The sequence below is a fragment of the Pseudomonas sp. LBUM1674 genome (assembly GCF_059695635.1).
Map to the genome: position 1 here is coordinate 1806154 of NZ_CP166779.1, position 19390 is coordinate 1825543.

The 19390-nt window shown below is 59.4% G+C and carries 15 protein-coding genes; 1 reads left to right on the plus strand and 14 read right to left on the minus strand.

Annotated features, from left to right (window positions below):
• Positions 1–11 precede the first annotated feature (11 nt).
• From ACA067_RS08455 to ACA067_RS08470, 4 genes are all read right to left on the minus strand, one after another.
• Positions 12–1967, minus strand: a complete 1956-nt coding sequence (locus tag ACA067_RS08455) for an acetyl/propionyl/methylcrotonyl-CoA carboxylase subunit alpha (protein ID WP_497461363.1) — start codon at positions 1965–1967, stop codon at positions 12–14.
• Positions 1967–2782 (minus strand): gamma-carboxygeranoyl-CoA hydratase, encoded by an 816-nt coding sequence (locus tag ACA067_RS08460; RefSeq protein ID WP_497461364.1) that lies wholly within the window; start codon positions 2780–2782, stop codon positions 1967–1969. Before ACA067_RS08460 ends, ACA067_RS08455 begins: the two co-directional genes overlap by 1 nt.
• A 161-nt stretch (positions 2783–2943) precedes the next feature.
• The gene (locus ACA067_RS08465) at positions 2944–4548 is read right to left on the minus strand and encodes a carboxyl transferase domain-containing protein (protein ID WP_497461365.1); all 1605 of its coding nucleotides are present in this window, start codon (positions 4546–4548) and stop codon (positions 2944–2946) included.
• Between the two features lie 105 nt (positions 4549–4653).
• Entirely contained in the window at positions 4654–5817 is a 1164-nt protein-coding gene (locus ACA067_RS08470; protein ID WP_150816943.1) for an isovaleryl-CoA dehydrogenase, read from the minus strand.
• A gap of 408 nt (positions 5818–6225) precedes the next feature.
• Here ACA067_RS08470 and ACA067_RS08475 point away from each other — a divergent pair, with 408 nt between their 5' ends.
• Complete coding sequence (locus tag ACA067_RS08475) at positions 6226–7923, plus strand: AMP-binding protein (protein ID WP_497461366.1); 1698 nt, start codon at positions 6226–6228, stop codon at positions 7921–7923.
• Positions 7924–8773: 850 nt separating this feature from the next.
• On the opposite strand, the gene ACA067_RS08480 is transcribed toward ACA067_RS08475, so the two are convergent.
• The 10 genes from ACA067_RS08480 to ACA067_RS08525 form a co-directional block, all read right to left on the minus strand.
• Positions 8774–9673, minus strand: a complete 900-nt coding sequence (locus tag ACA067_RS08480; protein ID WP_497461367.1) for a hydroxymethylglutaryl-CoA lyase — start codon at positions 9671–9673, stop codon at positions 8774–8776.
• Between the two features lie 163 nt (positions 9674–9836).
• Positions 9837–10235, minus strand: coding sequence for a MerR family transcriptional regulator (locus ACA067_RS08485; protein ID WP_497461368.1), 399 nt, complete (start codon positions 10233–10235; stop codon positions 9837–9839).
• Between the two features lie 388 nt (positions 10236–10623).
• The gene (locus tag ACA067_RS08490; protein ID WP_497461369.1) at positions 10624–12189 is read right to left on the minus strand and encodes a methyl-accepting chemotaxis protein; all 1566 of its coding nucleotides are present in this window, start codon (positions 12187–12189) and stop codon (positions 10624–10626) included.
• A gap of 79 nt (positions 12190–12268) precedes the next feature.
• The gene (locus ACA067_RS08495; protein WP_497461370.1) at positions 12269–12598 is read right to left on the minus strand and encodes a hypothetical protein; all 330 of its coding nucleotides are present in this window, start codon (positions 12596–12598) and stop codon (positions 12269–12271) included.
• Between the two features lie 620 nt (positions 12599–13218).
• On the minus strand, positions 13219–13614 hold the full coding sequence (locus ACA067_RS08500) for a VanZ family protein (RefSeq protein WP_497461371.1): 396 nt from the start codon (positions 13612–13614) through the stop codon (positions 13219–13221).
• Positions 13611–15710, minus strand: coding sequence for a YjbH domain-containing protein (locus ACA067_RS08505; protein ID WP_497461372.1), 2100 nt, complete (start codon positions 15708–15710; stop codon positions 13611–13613). Before ACA067_RS08505 ends, ACA067_RS08500 begins: the two co-directional genes overlap by 4 nt.
• Positions 15707–16480, minus strand: a complete 774-nt coding sequence (locus ACA067_RS08510) for a capsule biosynthesis GfcC family protein (protein WP_497461373.1) — start codon at positions 16478–16480, stop codon at positions 15707–15709. The genes ACA067_RS08505 and ACA067_RS08510 overlap by 4 nt, the downstream gene beginning before the upstream one ends.
• Positions 16477–17136, minus strand: coding sequence for a YjbF family lipoprotein (locus ACA067_RS08515; protein ID WP_497461374.1), 660 nt, complete (start codon positions 17134–17136; stop codon positions 16477–16479). The genes ACA067_RS08510 and ACA067_RS08515 overlap by 4 nt, the downstream gene beginning before the upstream one ends.
• A gap of 14 nt (positions 17137–17150) precedes the next feature.
• The gene (locus ACA067_RS08520) at positions 17151–18254 is read right to left on the minus strand and encodes a polysaccharide biosynthesis/export family protein (RefSeq protein ID WP_497461375.1); all 1104 of its coding nucleotides are present in this window, start codon (positions 18252–18254) and stop codon (positions 17151–17153) included.
• Positions 18255–18341: 87 nt separating this feature from the next.
• Positions 18342–18644, minus strand: a complete 303-nt coding sequence (locus ACA067_RS08525) for a hypothetical protein (protein WP_497461376.1) — start codon at positions 18642–18644, stop codon at positions 18342–18344.
• Positions 18645–19390 lie beyond the last annotated feature (746 nt).

Genomic DNA, 19390 nt, shown 5'->3' on the forward strand with positions numbered 1-19390 from the left:
CGATCTTCAGTTCAGGCTTCTTCCAGTTCGACCAGCGCACTGCCTTCGCTGACCATCTCGCCTTCCTGGCAATACAGCGCCTTGATCACCCCGGCATGGGGCGCACGGATGCTGTGCTCCATTTTCATCGCTTCCAGCACCACCAGTTGCGCCCCGGCTTCGACCGATTGCCCGGCCTCCACCAGCACCCGCACGATGCTGCCATTCATCGGCGCGGCAAGCCCGCCCTGATGGCTGTGACTGGCTTCGACGGCACTGATCGGGTCGTAGGCCTCGATGCGGCGCAATTCACCGGCCCATTGCAGGTACACGCTGTCACCCCGACGGATCGCCCGATGCTGGCGGCGCACGCCGTTGTGCTCGGTCAGCAGCTGCTCGCCCTTGAGTTGTGCCGTGTGGGCATCAACGGCACCCAGCGTCAGCGCCCGGTCTTGTCCCTCGCAACTCAAGTGCAGAGTGATTTCGCTCGGCAGTCCGGCACGGAAACCATTGCCGATCCCCCACGGCGAACCCGGGTCGTCAGTGCGCGCAGAACCCGGCTGGCTCTGGGCAACGGCCTGAGCGGCGGCTTGCCAGAAATCGTCACTGAGGTCCGAAGCGTCCGGCAGCAGTTGCTCCTGATAACGCGGAATGAACCCGGTATCCAGTTCCGCCGCGGCAAACGCCGGATGGCCGACGATCCGGCGCAGGAAGTTGATGTTGGTCTTGAGCCCGCCGATCGCAAACTCATCGAGCATGCTCAACAACCGCAGGCGCGCCTGTTCACGGTCCTCGCCCCAGGCAATCAGCTTGCCGAGCATCGGATCATAGAACGGCGAAATCTCGTCGCCTTCTTCCACGCCACTGTCCACCCGACGTCCCGGACCGGGCGCGGATTCGCGGTACAGCGCCAGACGCCCGGTGGCCGGCAGGAAATCGTGGCCCGGGTCTTCGGCGTACAAGCGCACTTCAATCGCATGGCCGAGCAGCGGCACCTGCTCCTGGGTCATCGGCAGCGCTTCACCGCGCGCCACGCGAATCTGCCAGGCCACCAGATCGAGGCCGGTGATGGCTTCGGTGACCGGGTGTTCGACTTGCAGGCGGGTGTTCATCTCCATGAAGAAGAACTCGCCGCGGGCATCCAGCAGAAACTCCACGGTACCGGCACCGACATAGCCGATGGCCTGCGCCGACCGCACCGCGGCTTCGCCCATGGCGCGCCGCAGTTCCGGGCTCAGGCCTGGCGCGGGTGCTTCCTCGACGACTTTCTGGTGCCGACGTTGAATCGAGCAGTCCCGTTCATTGAGGTACAGGCAGTGGCCATGTTGATCGGCAAATACCTGGATCTCCACATGACGCGGTTTGAGCAGGTATTTCTCCACCAGCATCCGCGAATCGCCGAACGACGATTGCGCTTCACGCTGGGCCGATTCCAGCGCTTCGGCGAGCTGGCTGACGTCTTCGACCACTTTCATGCCTTTGCCGCCGCCGCCCGCCGTGGCCTTGAGCAACACCGGGTAGCCGATGCGTTCGCAGGCATCGCGAAAGGTCTCGAGGTCCTGGGCTTCGCCGTGATAGCCCGGCACCAGCGGCACGCCCGCGGTTTCCATCAAGGCTTTGGCCGCGGATTTGCTGCCCATGGCGTCGATGGCCGAGGCGGGTGGGCCAAGGAAGATCAAGCCGGCGGCTTCGATGGCGCGGGCGAACCCGGCGTTCTCGGACAGGAAGCCATACCCCGGATGGATCGCCTGGGCGCCACTGGCCTGGGCCGCGGCGATCAGTTTGTCGATCAGCAGGTAGCTGTCGGCGGCTTTGCTGCCGCCGAGGTCGACGCGGATATCCGCTTCGCGGCTATGGCGCGCGTCGCGGTCAGTGGCGCTGTGCACGGCCACGGTGGTCAGGCCCAGGGCTTTGGCGGTACGCATCACCCGGCAAGCGATTTCGCCGCGGTTGGCCACCAGCAGGGTGGTGAGAACAGGTGCGCTCATCAACGCGACTCCTTGGGGGTGGTGGCGGCTTTCCAGATTGGCGCACGCTTTTGCAGAAAGGCCCGCAGACCCTCCTGGCCTTCAGGGCTGACGCGAATGCGCGCGATCGCGTTTTCGGTGTAGCGCCGCAGCGCCGGGGTCAGCGCACCGTTGCCGACTTCGCGCAGCAAGTCCTTGCTGACGCGCATGGCCGCCGGGCTGTTGAGCAGCAGATTGTCGATCCACTGCTCGACTTGTTGTTCCAGCTCGTTGCCCGGATAGCTCTCCGACAACAAGCCGATGTCCTGCGCCCGTTGCCCGCCGAAGCGCTCGGCGGTCAGCGCATAGCGGCGTGCCGCCCGTTCGCCGATGGCTTGCACCACGAACGGGCTGATCACCGCCGGGGCCAGGCCGATGCGCACTTCCGACAGGCAGAATTGCGCGTCATCGGCACCGATCGCCATGTCGCAGCAACTGATCAGGCCCAACGCGCCACCAAAGGCTGCGCCTTGCACCACCGCCAGCGTCGGGATCTTCAGCTTGGCCAGGTTGTACATCAACTCCGCCAGTTCCCGGGCGTCGTCGAGGTTGGTGTGGTAATCGAGTTCGGCCGATTGCTGCATCCAGATCAGGTCGGCGCCGGCACTGAAATGCTTGCCGCGACCGCGCACCAACAAAAACCGCAGGCTGGCATCGCCCGACACTTTGTCCAGGGCGAGGATCAGTTCGCGGATCATCTCGGCGTTGAACGCGTTGTTCTTTTCTTCACGGCTGAGCCACAGGGTCGCAAAACCACGCGGGTCGGTCAGCAGTTCCAGCGTATTGAAGTCGCTCATATTCGTCCGTCTCCACGGCACTCTGTAGGAGCGAGCTTGCTCGCGATGGGCGTTAACGATAACGCGTGCTTCCTGAATAAACGCGTTGCCCTTGAGACCATCGCGAGCAAGCTCGCTCCTACATCAGGTTCACATCACATCAGATCAGATCAGGATCCGGATCACATCCGGAACACGCCGAAGCGGCTCGGTTCGATTGGCGCGTTCAACGACGCCGACAAGGCCAGGGCCAACACATCGCGGGTCTGCGCCGGGTCGATGACGCCGTCGTCCCACAGCCGAGCGCTGGAATAGTAAGGATGCCCCTGTTCCTCATACTGATCGAGAATCGGCTGCTTGATCTCGGCTTCCTGCTCGGCACTGAAACCCTGGCCACTGCGCTCGGCCTGCTCACGCTTGACCTGCACCAGCACCCCGGCCGCCTGTTCGGCGCCCATCACGCCGATCCGCGCATTCGGCCACATCCACAAAAAGCGCGGATCGTAAGCCCGCCCGCACATGCCATAGTTACCCGCACCGAAACTGCCACCAATGATCACCGTGAACTTCGGCACCTTGGCGCACGCCACGGCAGTCACCAGTTTCGCGCCGTGCTTGGCAATGCCGCCCGCTTCGTATTTCTGCCCGACCATGAACCCGGTGATGTTCTGCAAGAACAGCAACGGAATCCCGCGCTGACACGCCAGCTCGATGAAGTGCGCACCTTTCTGCGCGGCTTCGGCAAACAGGATGCCGTTGTTGGCGAGGATCGCGATCGGGTAACCGTGCAAGTGGGCAAAGCCACAGACCAGGGTCGTACCAAACAGCGCCTTGAATTCATCGAACACCGAACCGTCCACCAACCGCGCGATCACTTCCCGCACATCGAACGGCTGCTTGGCGTCCGCCGACACCACGCCATACAACTCGTCGCTGGCGTAGAGCGGGGCGATCGGCGTGCGCTGCTGCACCTCACCGAGCTTGCGCCAGTTGAGGTTGGCGATGCTGCGCCGGGCAATGGCCAGGGCGTGTTCGTCGCTCTCGGCGTAATGGTCGGCCACCCCGGAAATCTTGCAGTGCACATCGGCCCCACCGAGGTCTTCGGCGCTGACCACTTCACCGGTCGCGGCTTTCACCAGCGGCGGGCCGGCGAGGAAAATCGTCGCCTGCTGGCGCACCATGATCGCTTCGTCGGCCATGGCCGGTACATACGCACCACCCGCGGTGCACGAACCCATCACCACCGCAATCTGCGGAATGCCCATGGCGCTCATGTTGGCCTGGTTGAAAAAGATCCGCCCGAAGTGCTCCCGGTCGGGGAACACTTCATCCTGGCGCGGCAAGTTGGCGCCACCGGAGTCCACCAGATAGATGCACGGCAGGCGGTTCTGCTGGGCGATGGTCTGCGCGCGCAGGTGTTTTTTCACGGTCAGCGGGTAATACGAGCCACCCTTCACCGTGGCATCGTTGGCGACGATCATGCATTCGACGCCTTCGACCCTGCCGATCCCGGCAATCACGCCCGCGGCCGGCACGTCTTCGCCATACACCGCGTAGGCCGCCAGTTGGCTGATCTCGAGAAACGGCGAGCCCGGATCGAGCAAGCGATTGATCCGTTCACGGGGCAGCAATTTGCCTCGCGAGGTGTGGCGCTCCTGCGCCTTCGGGCCGCCACCTTGCTGCACCTGGGCGAGCAGGGTGTGCAGGGCTTCGACCTGTTTGAGCATCGCCGCGCCGTTGGCGGCGAACTCCGCCGAACGGGGGTTGAGCTGGGTATGCAAAATCATGGGGCTACTCCGTAGCAGCTTCGAGTTTCAAGCTACAAGCTGCAAGTTGAAGCAAGAGCTGCGTGCTCTTGCCGCTTGAAGCTTGGAGCTTGCCGCTAGCGAAATTCATTTCGTCTCATTGAAGAGTTCACGACCGATCAGCATGCGCCGGATCTCACTGGTGCCCGCGCCGATTTCGTACAGCTTGGCGTCACGCAGCAGGCGGCCGGCGGGGAATTCGTTGATGTAGCCGTTGCCACCGAGAATCTGGATCGCATCCAGGGCCATTCGGGTCGCACATTCGGCGCTGTAGAGGATGACTCCGGCGGCGTCCTTGCGGGCGGTTTCGCCGCGCTCGCAGGCCTGGGCCACCGCATACAGGTAGGCGCGGCTGGCGTTGAGCTGGGTGTACATGTCGGCGACCTTGCCCTGGATCAGCTGGAATTCGCCGATGCTCTGGCCGAACTGCTTGCGGTCGTGGATGTACGGCACGATCAGGTCCATGCAGGCCTGCATGATCCCGGTCGGGCCGCCGGACAGCACCACGCGCTCGTAATCGAGGCCGCTCATCAGCACTTTCACGCCGCCGTTGAGCACGCCGAGGATGTTCTCTTCCGGCACTTCGACGTCATCAAAAAACAGCTCGCAAGTGTTGGAACCGCGCATGCCCAGCTTGTCGAATTTGTTGCTGCGGCTGAAGCCTTTGGAATCGCGCTCGACGATGAACGCGGTGATGCCGTGCGGGCCCTTTTCGAGGTCGGTCTTGGCGTAGATCACATAAGTGTTGGCGTCCGGACCGTTGGTGATCCAGGTCTTGCTGCCATTGAGCACGTAGTGATCGCCGCGCTTGTCGGCGCGCAGCTTCATCGAGACCACGTCGGAGCCGGCATTCGGCTCGCTCATGGCCAGGGCGCCGATGTGCTCGCCGCTGATCAGCTTGGGCAGGTACTTGGTTTTCTGCTCGTGAGTGCCGTTGCGGTTGATCTGATTGACGCACAGGTTCGAATGCGCACCGTAGGACAACGCCACCGACGCCGAGCCGCGGCTGATCTCTTCCATGATCACCACGTGGGCCAGGTAACCCAGGCCAGCGCCGCCGTACTCTTCCGGCACGGTGACCCCCAGCAGGCCCATGTCGCCGAACTTGCGCCACAGGTCCGCCGGGAACAGGTTGTCGATGTCGATCTGAGCGGCGCGCGGGGCGATCTCCTTGGCGACGAAGGCCTGAACCTGATCGCGCAGCATGTCGATGGTTTCACCGAGGGCAAAATTCAGGGATGGATAGCTCATGGGGCACCTTTTGGCTTTTTTGTAGGGTAGGGGAGGGCCGTGATCCGGCTATCACCTTTACGTTAACGTAAACCTGTGACGAATGGCTGTCAATCGCCCTTTACGTTAACGTCAACTTAGGCGACATTAGAGCCAGCTCAAGATAGAACAGTGGACCAACCCTGTGGGAGCGAGCCTGCTCGCGAAAGCGTCGGATCAGTCAACATAACTGTTGAATGTGCTGGCCTCTTCGCGAGCAGGCTCGCTCCCACACGGACCGTCCGCAGCTGAACCCTGTGGGAGCGGGCTTGCCCGCGAAGGCGTCAGACCAGTCAACACCAATGTTGAACATGCCGACCTCTTCACAAACAAACCCGCCCCCCACAGGTGACCGTCGCCAACCCATAAATAAAGACAATAGGGGTCGTCATGGATCAACCCACTGCAAGCCCGCAGCGCAGCTACACCCGCGGTTCCCAGGACAAAGCCTTGCTGGCGATGACCATCGGCCAGGCGTTCGACAACACCGTCGCGCAGTACCCGACCGGGGAGGCGCTGGTCGTGCGCCACCAACAACTGCGCTACACCTGGCAGCAATTGGCCGACACCGTAGACCTGCACGCCAGAGCGCTATTGGCCCTGGGCCTGCAGACCGGTGATCGCCTCGGCATCTGGGCCCCCAACTGCGCCCAATGGTGCATCAGCCAATTCGCCAGCGCGAAAATCGGCGTGATCCTGGTCAACATCAACCCGGCATACCGCAGTTCCGAACTGGAATACGTATTAAAGCAATCCGGCTGCCAATGGCTGGTCTGCGCCGGCGCCTTCAAGACCTCCGACTATCACGGCATGCTGCAAGGCCTGGTCCCGGAACTGGCGGAGCAAGCCACCGGCCAGTTGCACAGCGAACGCCTGCCGGACCTGCGCGGAGTGATCAGCCTCGATGCCCAGCCGCCAGCGGGTTTCCTCCCCTGGTCGCAATTGACCGATCTCGCCAGCAACGTCTCCGCCGAGCAACTGCACGCACGCCAGGACAGCCTGCATTTCGACCAGGCGGTGAACATCCAGTACACTTCCGGCACCACCGGCTTCCCCAAGGGTGCGACCCTCAGCCACTACAACATTCTAAACAACGGCTACATGGTCGGCGAAAGCCTCGGCCTGACCGCCAGTGATCGCCTGGTGATCCCGGTGCCGCTGTACCACTGCTTCGGCATGGTCATGGGCAACCTCGGCTGCATGACCCACGGCAGCACCATGATCTACCCCAACGACGCGTTCGATCCGCTGCTGACCCTGACCACCGTCGCTGAAGAACAGGCCACCGCGCTCTACGGCGTACCGACCATGTTCATCGCCATGCTCGACCAACCCCAGCGCGCCGAATTCGATCTGTCGAGCCTGCGCACCGGGATCATGGCCGGGGCGACCTGTCCGATCGAAGTGATGCGCCGGGTCATCAGCGACATGCACATGAGTGAAGTACAGATCGCCTACGGCATGACCGAAACCAGTCCGGTGTCGCTGCAGACCGGCCCGTCGGACGACCTGGAGCTGCGCGTCACCACCGTCGGCCGCACCCAGCCGCAACTGGAAAGCAAAATCATCGACGAGGCCGGCAACCTGGTGCCCCGCGGCACCATTGGCGAACTGTGCACCCGCGGCTACAGCGTGATGCTCGGCTACTGGAACAACCCGCAAGGCACCGCAGAAGCCATCGACCAGGCCGGCTGGATGCACACCGGCGACCTGGCGAGCATGAATGAGCAAGGCTACGTGTGCATCGCCGGACGCAACAAGGACATGATCATTCGCGGCGGGGAAAACATTTACCCACGGGAACTGGAAGAATTCTTTTTCACCCACCCGGCCGTGGCCGACGTACAAGTGATCGGCATCCCGTGCTCGCGCTACGGCGAAGAAATCGTCGCCTGGATCAAATTCCACCCCGGCCACAGCGCCACCGAGCAAGAACTGCAAGCCTGGTGCAAAGAACGCATCGCCCACTTCAAGACCCCGCGTCACTTCAAGTTCGTCGAGGAGTTCCCAATGACCGTGACCGGCAAAATCCAGAAATTCCGCATGCGCGAAATCAGCATCGAAGAGCTACAAATCAACAAAACCTGACCACACCCCCCTGTAGGAGCTGGCTTGCTGGCGAAAGCGGTGTATCAGCCGACGACAACGTTGACTGACACTCCGCCTTCGCGAGCAAGCTCGCTCCCACAGTTGATCGAGGCTACCCCGGAATCCACTGACCACCGCAGCTCCCTGTGGCCGACACTGCCCCCCTGTGGGAGCGAGCTTGCTCGCGAAAGGGCCGGCACATTCAACCAATCCGCTGGCAGACAAACCGCTATCGTCGAAACGCCGCCCGCAGCAAGCCGGCTCTGATAAAGGGGAGGGGGAAAATCACAAACAGCAGAAAGCACAAAGGGGAGCCGAAGCTCCCCTTTAATTTTGTCGTCACGTGCTCTTTTTTTATTATTGAGGGGCGGTCTGTTTTTGTTTTTAGCAACCGTGACCCTTTACCGCTGTTTTTATCGATCCCCATCCGGGATCAAGAGCAAACGTATTTTTTTGAGCGCTGATCTACTTTCTCGCCAAGCGATCCAACCAGTTCGGGAGCTACCTGAAGGTAGTTTTATTATTCTCTGCCCGGTTGCGGGTCACTCCGAAAAGCACCCTGAAAAGCACATCCTCTCCAAAAAAATCTGTTAGCTGCGTCTCTGCCGTGTTGTTTTTGTTATGTCAGAGTCGTTACGTCTTATTTTTATTAGGGTTGGAGCATTTTTTTTGTTCTTGTTATGCCATAGAGATAGCAGGAGCCGTGCCAACTTTTAAAAACCCTTTAAAATCAACAGTTTGAGATTTTTCAGGATTTTCCCCGTCGCCAAAACCCGCTGATTTGTTTCCGTGTTACTCGCTTGTCCCCCACATTCGGACGTTGCGGTAACACCCCGACACATCCGCCCACTCACTGCGCGCTACGCGCCCTGGCCACCCGCGAACCGCTGGCGCGTCCCAGCACCGTGCTGATGTGCTGGCCAGCCACAATCAACGCCTCGAGGTCGATACCGCTCTCGATCCCCAGGCCATTGAGCAGGTACACCACGTCCTCGCTGGCCACGTTACCGCTGGCGCCCTTGGCATAGGGGCAGCCGCCAAGGCCGGCGATCGAGCTGTCAAACACCGAAACCCCTTCCAGCAGACTGGCGTAGATATTGGCCATGGCCTGGCCATAGGTGTCGTGAAAGTGCCCGGCGAGTTTTTCCCGCGGCACATCGGCCGCGACCACTTCAATCAACTTGCGGGTGGCCCCGGCCGTCCCGGTGCCGATGGTGTCGCCCAAGGACACTTCATAACAGCCCATGGCATAAAGCTCGCGCGCAACCCGGGCCACTTGCTCCGGCGAGACGTTACCTTCATAAGGGCAGCCCAGCACACAGGACACATACCCCCGCACACTCACCCCGTGCTGCTTCGCCGCATCCATGATCGGCCCGAAACGCGCCAGGCTTTCACTGATCGAACAATTGATATTGCGCTGGGAAAACGCCTCGGACGCCGCGGCGAACACCGCAACCTCCTTGACCCCAGCAGCCACCGCATCCTCAAACCCGCGAAGATTCGGCGCGAGCGCCGCATAAGTCACCCCGGGCTTGCGCTGGATCTGCGCAAAGACCTCGGCGGAACCGGCCATCTGCGGCACCCACTTGGGCGAGACAAAACTGCCGACCTCGATATAGCTCACCCCTGCGGCAGTCAGCGCATCGACCAACCGCACCTTGTCCGCGACACTGATGGGTTGGGCTTCATTTTGCAGACCGTCGCGAGGGCCGACTTCGACCAGGCGTACGTGAGTAGGTAGGGACATGGGAATCGACCTGTGCTGAATGATCTGAATGCTCAGAAAACCTGTGGGTGGGGACCTGTGGGAAAAAACCTGTAGGAGCTGCCGCAGGCTGCGATCTTTTGATCTTCAGCGATCGCCGTCGCGCCGAAAATCAAGATCAAAAGATCGCAGCCTGCGGCAGCTCCTACACCACCTGCTGACTCTTGATCGTCTGCTCCAACGCCTGACTACACCGCTCCTGCGCCGTATCCAACTCCAGCTTCATCTGCTCAATATCAAGCATCTGCTGCTCAAGCTGCTCCCGACGCTCAGCGATTTTGTTCAGCATCGTCTGCAGCTGCTTCTGATTGCCACCAGTAGGATCGTAAAGCTCAATCAACTCACGGCATTCAGCCAATGAAAAACCAATACGCTTACCCCGCAAAATCAGCTTCAGACTGACCTTGTCCCGAGGCGAATAGATACGTTCCTGCCCACGCCGCTCAGGGCTGAGCAGCCCTTGCTCTTCATAAAAGCGAATGGCCCGGGTGGTGATGTCGAGCTCGCGGGCGAGGTCGGAGATGCTATAGGTCTGGCTGCTCATGGAAGCGCTCGAAAAAGATCATGGCGCTAAGCTAATGGCAGGTTGACGTTTACGTCAAGGGCCGCAAGCCTTTCAAGACATCACACCCCAGATATCCAGCCAACCTGTGGCGAGGGGGCTTGTCTATGGTGAAGGGGTTTACCCCCCCTGTAGGAGCTGGCTTGCCAGCGAAGAGGCCAGCACATTCAACATTGATGTCGACTGACCGGACGCATTCGCTGCGGTGCGGCGATCCGGCAAGCCAGCTCCTACAGGGGGCAAACCCCCACACCACAGGCAAGCCCCTAGCCACAGCATTTGGCAGCCCCTGAAAGGTGTGTAGATACCAATGCGCATCACAAACAAACCCGGGCGCATCAGCGCCCGGTTTTTTACTTCAAGACAGCGATCAGCGATTAAACCGCTCCACCAACGAATACTGGGTATTCGCCGTCTTCGTCAGCTCTTCACTCAACAACGCCGAGTGTTGCGCCTGCACCGAAGTCTGATCCGCCAAATGCGAGATGTTACTAATGTTACGGCTGATCTCTTCAGCCACCGCACTTTGCTCTTCAGTCGCCGCCGCAATCTGAGTAGTCATGTCGGTAATATTGGCCACCGCCTCACTGATCCCCACCAGCGCCTGATCCGCCTCCAGCACCCGCGCCACACCTTCCTCTGCCTGCCGATGCCCGGCCTCCATGGTTTGCACCGCGGTGTTGGCGGTGTGCTGCAGCTTGGCGATCAGCGCATGAATCTGCCCAGTGGACTCACTGGTACGTTGCGCCAGTTGCCGTACTTCATCGGCCACCACCGCAAACCCGCGCCCCATCTCACCCGCACGCGCCGCTTCGATAGCCGCGTTCAAGGCCAACAGGTTGGTCTGGTCGGCAATGCCTTTGATCACATCCACCACACCGCCGATTTCGTTACTGTCCTTGGCCAGCTGGGTCACGGTCAATCCGGTTTCACCCACCACCGTCGACAGACGCTGAATAGCTTCACGGGTTTCCCCGGCAATATCCCGCCCGCGACCGGTCAGGCGATTGGCTTCCTGAGTCGCATCCGCCGTGCGCTGCACATGGCTGGCAACTTCCTGAGTCGTCGCCGCCATCTGGTTGACCGCCGTCGCTACTTGCTCGGTTTCCACACGCTGACGCTCCAGCCCGGTGGAGCTGTTGTGCGCCAGGGCATCGGACTGTTTCGCTTGCTCGCTCAGGTGCTCGGCGGTGTCCTGCAGACGCGTCAAACAGGTTTTCAGACGGGCTTCCTGACTCAGAATCGACATCTCCAGACGCGCCTGAGCGCCGCGACTGTCGGTGTACATCTGCGCAATCAACGGGTCCGACGTGGTCTGCTCGGCCAGGCGCAACAAACGCTTGAGCCCGCGCTGCTGCCAGCGCAATCCCATCAGACCCAGCGGCACCGAAAGCCCGGCGGCAAGGGCAAAACCCCATTGCGAATTCAGCGACGCGCCGATCAGGAAACTCAGCTGGCTGACCAGAATGAACGGCAACCAATCCTGCAGCACCGGCAGCCATTTATCCATGGAAGGCACGGCAGACTTGCCCTGGTTGATGCGCTGGTAAAGCGCTTCGGCACGGCGAATCTGTTCAGCTGTAGGCTTGACCCGCACCGACTCGTAACCGACTACCTGCTGGCCTTCGAACACCGGCGTGACATAGGCGTTAACCCAGTAATGGTCACCGCTCTTGCAGCGATTCTTGACAATGCCCATCCATGGCAAGCCTTGCTTCAGCGTCGCCCACATGTGCGCGAACACCGCAGAAGGCACGTCGGGGTGACGCACCTGATTATGCGGCGCACGAATCAGCTCCTCACGGGAAAACCCGCTGATCTCGACAAAGGCGTCGTTACAGTAGGTAATCACCCCCTTGGCATCGGTCGTGGAAATCAACCGTTGCTGAGCCGGGAAGGTCCGTTCGCGTTGAGTAATAGGCTGGTTGTTACGCATGGCTATATTCGATCCGTGAGGCTTTGACAGGGTGTCGGCGCGGTCACGGATTTGTTGAGTTTTTATTTTTCATCCACCCCTAAACACCCCCCGAAGCCCGCGGCCGCAACCGCCGCCCAATCACCTCCAGCACATCACACCCATCCCGCAACGGAACGGCGCAGAGCAAGGCAAAGTCACTGAGAATGAACGAGTCGCACTCGATCGAACCGCGCATGGACAGGTTTTCCAGCACCTGGGTCACGGCCTGAATCCGATGGTTGGCCGCGTCGACCAGCACATCCAGTGGCGCCTGGGTATCGACGAAGAGGGTGGGCATGTCGCTGCAATTGTTGGTGAGCGCCTTGAAGCGGTTTTCGGGGTGGGGGATTGGTTTTATGTAGGGTGAGTCGGGAGTAATTGTTGTCATTCTATGAAGTCCATAAGCGTAGATGTGGACCGCCAGTAGCCTTCCTACGGACTAGGGTGGCAGCCGTGCGCGGGAGTAGGAAACCGAGTGCTCATGAACCTCAGCCACGCCGAAGCGTGTCCCGCGCACAGCCGCCGCGAACGATCTTGCGGACTCGAGTTGAGTGCCGCAATCAAACGACAGCGATGATGCGCGATGAGCAAACACGGGTTCCTACACCCCGCCACCGCATTGGCAGTGACAACGAAAGACTACCCATGGAACTCACTCTGCACCAGTTCATGCAAACCGCTAAAACTTGAAGGAAATCTCCGACGAGGACGTCCTCGAAAATGAGCGAATGTAGGACCGCCTTCGCACCCTCAGCCTTCCCGTCAACGAATAGAGCGCACGCGACTTTGCCGGGGATCAGAAAGAAAAGAAGTCAGAAAAGGAGGAGGTTCAGGTAGGAAGATTCGCTGAATAGCGATGTTGCATTGATGTGCAATGAATAGGCACGAGAGGAGGGTACTGAATAAAGCAAATGTGAGCAGTGCTTGCTCACGAACGCGCTGTGTCAAACAACCTTCAAATCGTCTGACACACCACCTCCGCAAGCAAGGAGTTTCCTACTAACCTGATCAGTCAATGCATTCCGACGTCACCAGCGAAGCTTTCTTGAGCTTCCTACCCTGATATCCACGCCACGCCAGAATAACCACCATCCCACACAAAACCCCCAGCGCATTAGCCCCCATGTCACCCAGGGACGCAGTGCGCAGCGGCATCAAGCTCTGCTCCAGCTCGATTAACATCGAACCCAGCAGCGGCAAAACCAGCAACCAGATCAGCCGGGTTCCGGGGAACGCCAAAAAGGCGCTCACCGTCAGACAAAAGAACCCCGCCCAGTGGTGCAGCTTGTCCTGATTCTCGAATACCTGCGGCACTGGCTCGCCGCGCATGCCGGCGAAACAAAGCACCAGCAGGATCACGAAAAACGCCAGCTTGGGCAGGACACGCAAAATCCGCTGCTTCATTCGGTGACCTTGTAGAAGTTGTTGTGGAACAGGTCGATGTTGCGCCGCTCCGTCAGCGAGTACAGCGAGTAGCTGCGAGCCAAGGCAGCGCCACCGTCTCGGGTTAGCGGTGACCAGGCCAGTGAGGCGCGGCGGGTGGTGGAACTGGACATCAATTCATCGAACGGAATCGAGAAGTAGATACCCTTGCCGAAACTACCCTCGCCGTATTCGTCCTTGGTTGCGTTGGTGACCGTCACCCAACCACCGAACCGCACGCCATTGCTGAACTCACGGGACAGGTCCAGGGTGACCCCCAGATCCTTGGCCAGGTAGCGCCCGACACTGAGCGCGCCGAGGATGTCCTGGAACGAACTGCGGTAGTAGAGCGTGGCATTCCCGGTAATCGTACTGTAGTCACGCAGCCCGAAGCCTTGATCGAAATCGCGCTGCTTGACCCAGTTCATGTCCACGCCTACGGCCCAGCGCTCGCCCATCGGACGGTACAACGCTTCACCGCCGACGCCGGCGTACATCGACTCCAGATAACCGCCGTAGAGCATGCCGTACAGGTCCTGGTCCAGCTGCTTGACCTTGTTCATCTGGAAGGTCGGCATCGTTACGTCCGACGTCGTCATGTATTGACGCAGATCCGTACGCACACGCGGCAGGCCGCTGGGGGCGTCGTACTTGAACTTGTCATAGTTGTTCGCCAGGTTGGCGCTCAGGGTGCCGCTCCACCACAAATCTGGCTGGAATCGATACTCGGCGCTCAGGTCCGCACTGAACTGGTACAACAGGAACCCGTCGGGGCCACCGACGTTTTGTTTATAGCCCAGGCCCAGGCCATAGGTGAACGGATCAGGCTTCTGCGCGAACAGGGTCTTTTCCTGATGCGGCACGGGGACGTTTTGCTCAGTGACCCGGCGCAGGTCTTCCAGCGGTCGGTCTTCCTGAACCACTTCACGGAAAGTGTCTCGTGGCAGGCTGACTTCCTGGACCGGCAGGCTATAGCGCGTGTCGACCATGGTGAACCAGTCGATCTTGTCGTTGACGCTGTTATCGAGAATGCGCGAAGCCCGGCCGACAGCTTTCGGGGTATGGAAATAGCGGCCCTGTTCGCCGTAGACGATCAGCTCGGAATCGCGTTGGGTAATGCGCGAGACGGTATAACCTGCGTTGTTCTGCAAACGCTTGGCGACGCCGGCCCATTGAACGTCGGTGGGAGCGGTCGTTGGTTTGACATCCGGCACGGGTTCGGGCTTCGGGTCGAAGCTTTTGGTTGGTGCCTTGCGAGTGGCAAAGTTTGTGTGCAGGGTAATGCCGAACATTGCGGTGTTGCCGCGCTCCCAGGCGGCGTGGAGGTCAACCGTGTCGTTGGCTTTGAACACCAGACCGAGGTTGATCGGGGAGTCCTGGACCTGGTTATTCTGCAGCGGTTCGTGCTTGTAGTCGTTGCCTTCGTATTCCAGCTTGAGCGACAGCGGATCCCATGGGGTTTGATAGGTCACGCCGCCGAAGAAGGAAGGGGAGCCTCGGAAATAGCTGTCTGCATTGAAGCTACCCGAAGTATCAACCAAACCTGTTGAGTCCGGGCGGTGGTTGAACTTGTCGTCGATATAACCCAAAGGGTTGTCGATATCGCCGCGGTTACCGATATAGCCCCAAGCCAAACCCAGGCTGAGATCGAAATTGCCCACTCGTTTGTTGCCAACAAAATACTCGCTGGAAAACAGACCAGTACCACCGATATCGCGAGCGCCCAGCGCTACCTGAGGCATCCAGTGGCTTTCTTCGAGCAGACGTACCTTGGCATCAATCGCTTTATCCTTGAAACTTTGATCGCCGCTCAATTCTTCCGCACCATAAGCGCGGTTAGTGATGGAGGTGTATCGGAACGATCCCTCCAGCCAGTCAAATGGCTGAAAGGACACGCTGTAGCGGCTGTACGGATCAGTACGGCTCGCAGTCAAGGATAACTCGCCAGCCGGTGCCATACGCGCCGTGGGTGTTTGCAATAGACCTACGCCACCAAAGTCACTCTGCGTGTAACGCGGCTCGGCCACCGCCCATGTGCAGCAGCCGAGCAACAGGCAAGGGATCAAGTGATACTTCATGGCTTCACCTCCAGCAGCGGCTGGGTGGCGATGAAAGCGGCCAGTTCGGTATTCAGGTCGGGCGTAGGATCGCCCTTGGCGCTACTGCGCAGCGGCACATAAATGCGTGCTCCCGGCGCGGGCGGTACGGATTTGGTTTCGTTCCAGAGCGCGATACCTTGCTGGAAAACGCGCCCATCCGGCTGGACGATAAAGAGCTGATCGGCGTCGGCGCCAGGATCACGCGGACAGCTTTTCAGATAGCCGATGGCCGGCTGCAAAGGCTGGTACGCCAGCTCGCATTCACCCAGCACCGCACCCACAACCTTTACTGTGGTAGGACGGGCAGGGTAGAGCAGCACATCACCATTGCTCAGGTAGGGATTGTCCCCACGATTCAGTTCAACCCGAACCGGATCGAGCTGAGCCACCCTGCGACCAGTCACCGGCATGGCTTGCACTTTGTCGCTGAGGCGCGCGGCCAGCGCGGCCAACTCGGTCTCGTCATCCTGCAGCGCGTTGCTTCGCACAGTTGCAAGATCAAAGAGTACGCCTAACTTGAGGCGCTCCTGCGCATTGCGCAACGGGACATGCAACCACGCAGCACCGAGCAGGTAAGCCTTCGGACTAACCTGGGCTGGCAGCAAAACGTCATGCAGGCGAGTGCCTTCCTTGAACGAGTAACGCCCGGGTTTGGTGGCATCGCCTTGCACGGTTACCTGCGATTCGGCATTAACGGCAAACGTCATGAACAGGCTGCAGCAAAGCAGCCAGGAGGAACGAAGAATCATTGCACTACCGGCTTATTCGGGCGCACTTGAACAATGCGTAGGGGCAATTCGGGGGTCAGGTGCTGCACACTGGCCATGATGAAGCCGTCGGCCGGGTCGACCCAGTACTGGTTCCGCGCGCTGAAGCCCAGGCCGTCCATTGCGATATCCTCGTCCACGCGCAATAACTCCACGTCGCGGTCGAGGATGTGTACGGTTTCCAGGCCTTTTTTCTCGAAGCGGCTGGTGAGGATCACACCCATCTGATAACCATCGGTGAAGTCCACCTGGCGACGGGTTTGCAGGCCATCGACGATGCGGTGTAGACCGGTCTTGAAGGGTGATTCACCTTCAAAGCGGGTGCCATCGAGGTTGTCATTGAAACCGACACTGCGAATGGCCAGGCCATCCTCAAGCATCAGGATCTGGCGACTTGAGGCCATCCAGAATCCAACACCATCCTGCAGACGCACCAACGCCATCACGGCTTCACCCGTAGGTGCCGCAATGGTGATCTGGTAGTACGGAGTCGCATCCACCTGTTGGCGGGTGAGTTCCAGGGGCTTAGGTCCTTCGAAAGCGGCCTTGAGCGTGTCCAGGGAAGCGGTCATCAACGGATTGCAGGCGGTCACCAGCAAGGAGGCCGCCGATATAGCGGCCAGTCGCAGAAATTTCACAAGAATTCCAGTTCTTAGTTGTTGCCCAAGTCTTCCTGAATACCGACACCCGTACTCAACAGGTTAGCTGTCGGGAATACCTGGCTGATAAAGCGGTTCCAGCGGGTGACATCGGCCGGGCCGACATAAACCACATCCTGCGGTTGCAATTTGAAGTGCTGCGCAAGGGCAAAGGCTGAAGGCGACTTCAGGTCAATCTGAAAGACCTTGACGGGTTCATCCGCAAGATTCTCTACCCCGCGGATCACATAAACCTCTTTGCCACTGGAAGTTTCCTGGCGCAAGCCGCCAACACTGCCAATAGCATCGGTGAGGTTCATGTTACTACCCTTGAAGAAAAGGGCGCGCGTTGCGACAACTTCACCCAATACATAGACTTTTTTCTGGTCGTTGTACGGCAGGTGCAGTTGGTCACCATCTTTGAGGTAAAGATTGTGAAGCTTCGAGTTCTTGCGGTTGAGCGAGTCGAGATCGATGACGTACTCACGACCGTCGCGCTTGAGCACCAGGCCGGAAATATCGGCGGTGCCGACCTGCACCGAGCCTTGACCCACAGCATCCAGCAGACTCAGAGGTATATTGGTGATAGGTACTTGGCCGGTCTTTCCAAAAGCGCCTGAGAGAACAACCTTCTGGCTAACAAAGCGCAGAATGCTGACATCAACTTGGGGTTCAGCGACAACCTTGGCCAAGCGTGAAGCAATAATTGACCGAAGATCTTCGATGGTTTTGCCAGCGGCTTCGATCGTTCCTACATATGGATAGAAAAGAGAACCGTCGGGACGAACCAAGCGACCGTTGGCTTCAATCTGCTGCTGCGGGCCGGAGGGCGCCGTCAGCTCCGGATGGTCCCAGACTGTAATGTAAACAAGATCGCCTGCACCAATACGATACTCAGCGGGCAGGTAGCTCATCAGCTCAGGGGCAACCACGTTCGAATGGTCAGAGGCCGCTTCGATAGCGACCAGCTTAGGTGTAATCGGCACCAGCTCGATCCGGCTGCTTTCGGGTGAACCTTCACGTATCAGATTACCTGTGTCCATGTGCTGACCAGGGGAGAAAATACAGCCTTGCAGGGTCAGGCCAACCAGCATGGCCAAGGGAAGCGCGCGATTCATTGTCGAAATTGCTCGAAGGGAATATGCAAAACAAAACCTCCCAGCAGGGCTGGGAGGTTAGCGTATCGAACTTTAAGCGGGGAGCTGTTACCGAGCGGTGCCAGTAGTACCAGAAGTGCCCGAGGTGCCACCACCAGTAGTGCCTGGGGTACCGTCGTTTCCACCACCACTGCTGTTGGAAGCTGCGACGCCGATAGCGACAAGACCCGCGCCAATGGCCAAACCAGTGCCAACTGTTACGGCACCTGCGATCGGCGTCGACAGGGATAGGCCCGAGGTTGCCTCAGGTGCTGTGGCGGTCGTAGTAGGCGCTTTTGCAGGAGCTGTTTCAGCAGCCATCAAAGGCAGACTGATGGAGGTAACGAGGGCCAAGACCAGTAGCTTTTTCATGTTCATGCTCCTTTTGAAGGATAATCCCTGAGGGCGGTTAGGTGTGAAGGGTATTGCAGACCGTGCCTGTTTTGCAAGGCGGGAGTGCTTGGTTAGGGCTGTTTTAGGCACTTTTTTATCATTACCGTGCTCTAATTATCTGAGTGCGTATAGATCACTAAAGCCGCGATAGTTTGCAAGCGGGCTATGAGGCCCATAAGGTCAGAAAATAGGGGGCACGTTTAGCTAGGTGAGAGTGGCTACTTTAATGTCCAGCTCGACCAACGCGGCGAGGCCGTCGATGGATTTCGGAAGTCGTTGGCCTTGGGGTACACAAAGACTGTTTCGTCTTTGCGTCGGACCGCATCATAAGGGCGGACTTCTTAACGAAATCGGGAGGTACAGCATCGACCCTCAGCAGCAAGGTTTGAATATGCGGTTCATGGAGTAGTTACGATTGCGCACTATTATGTTGCATTAGGTTGCCGCTTTCTGTAGGGCGAGCTTACTAGTGAAAGCCGGCCGCGGTAAAAGCTTCGCGGGCAGCCTGCTCCACAGATTATGTGTTGCTGAAGTGGAATCCGCAGTACAACTGGCTCAAGCATGACCAAGAAAATTCTTGCATGAAAGTCCTAGGCTCCATACCCCAGCGTTTGAGGGACTGCCAACGTCGGGTATCATCTTTTCCGGCAAGCTCGCTCAGCTTTCCAGCCTAACTAATGCGCAGCTTTCGCCGGTTTGACCCAACACTGGTGGATATCCCCACG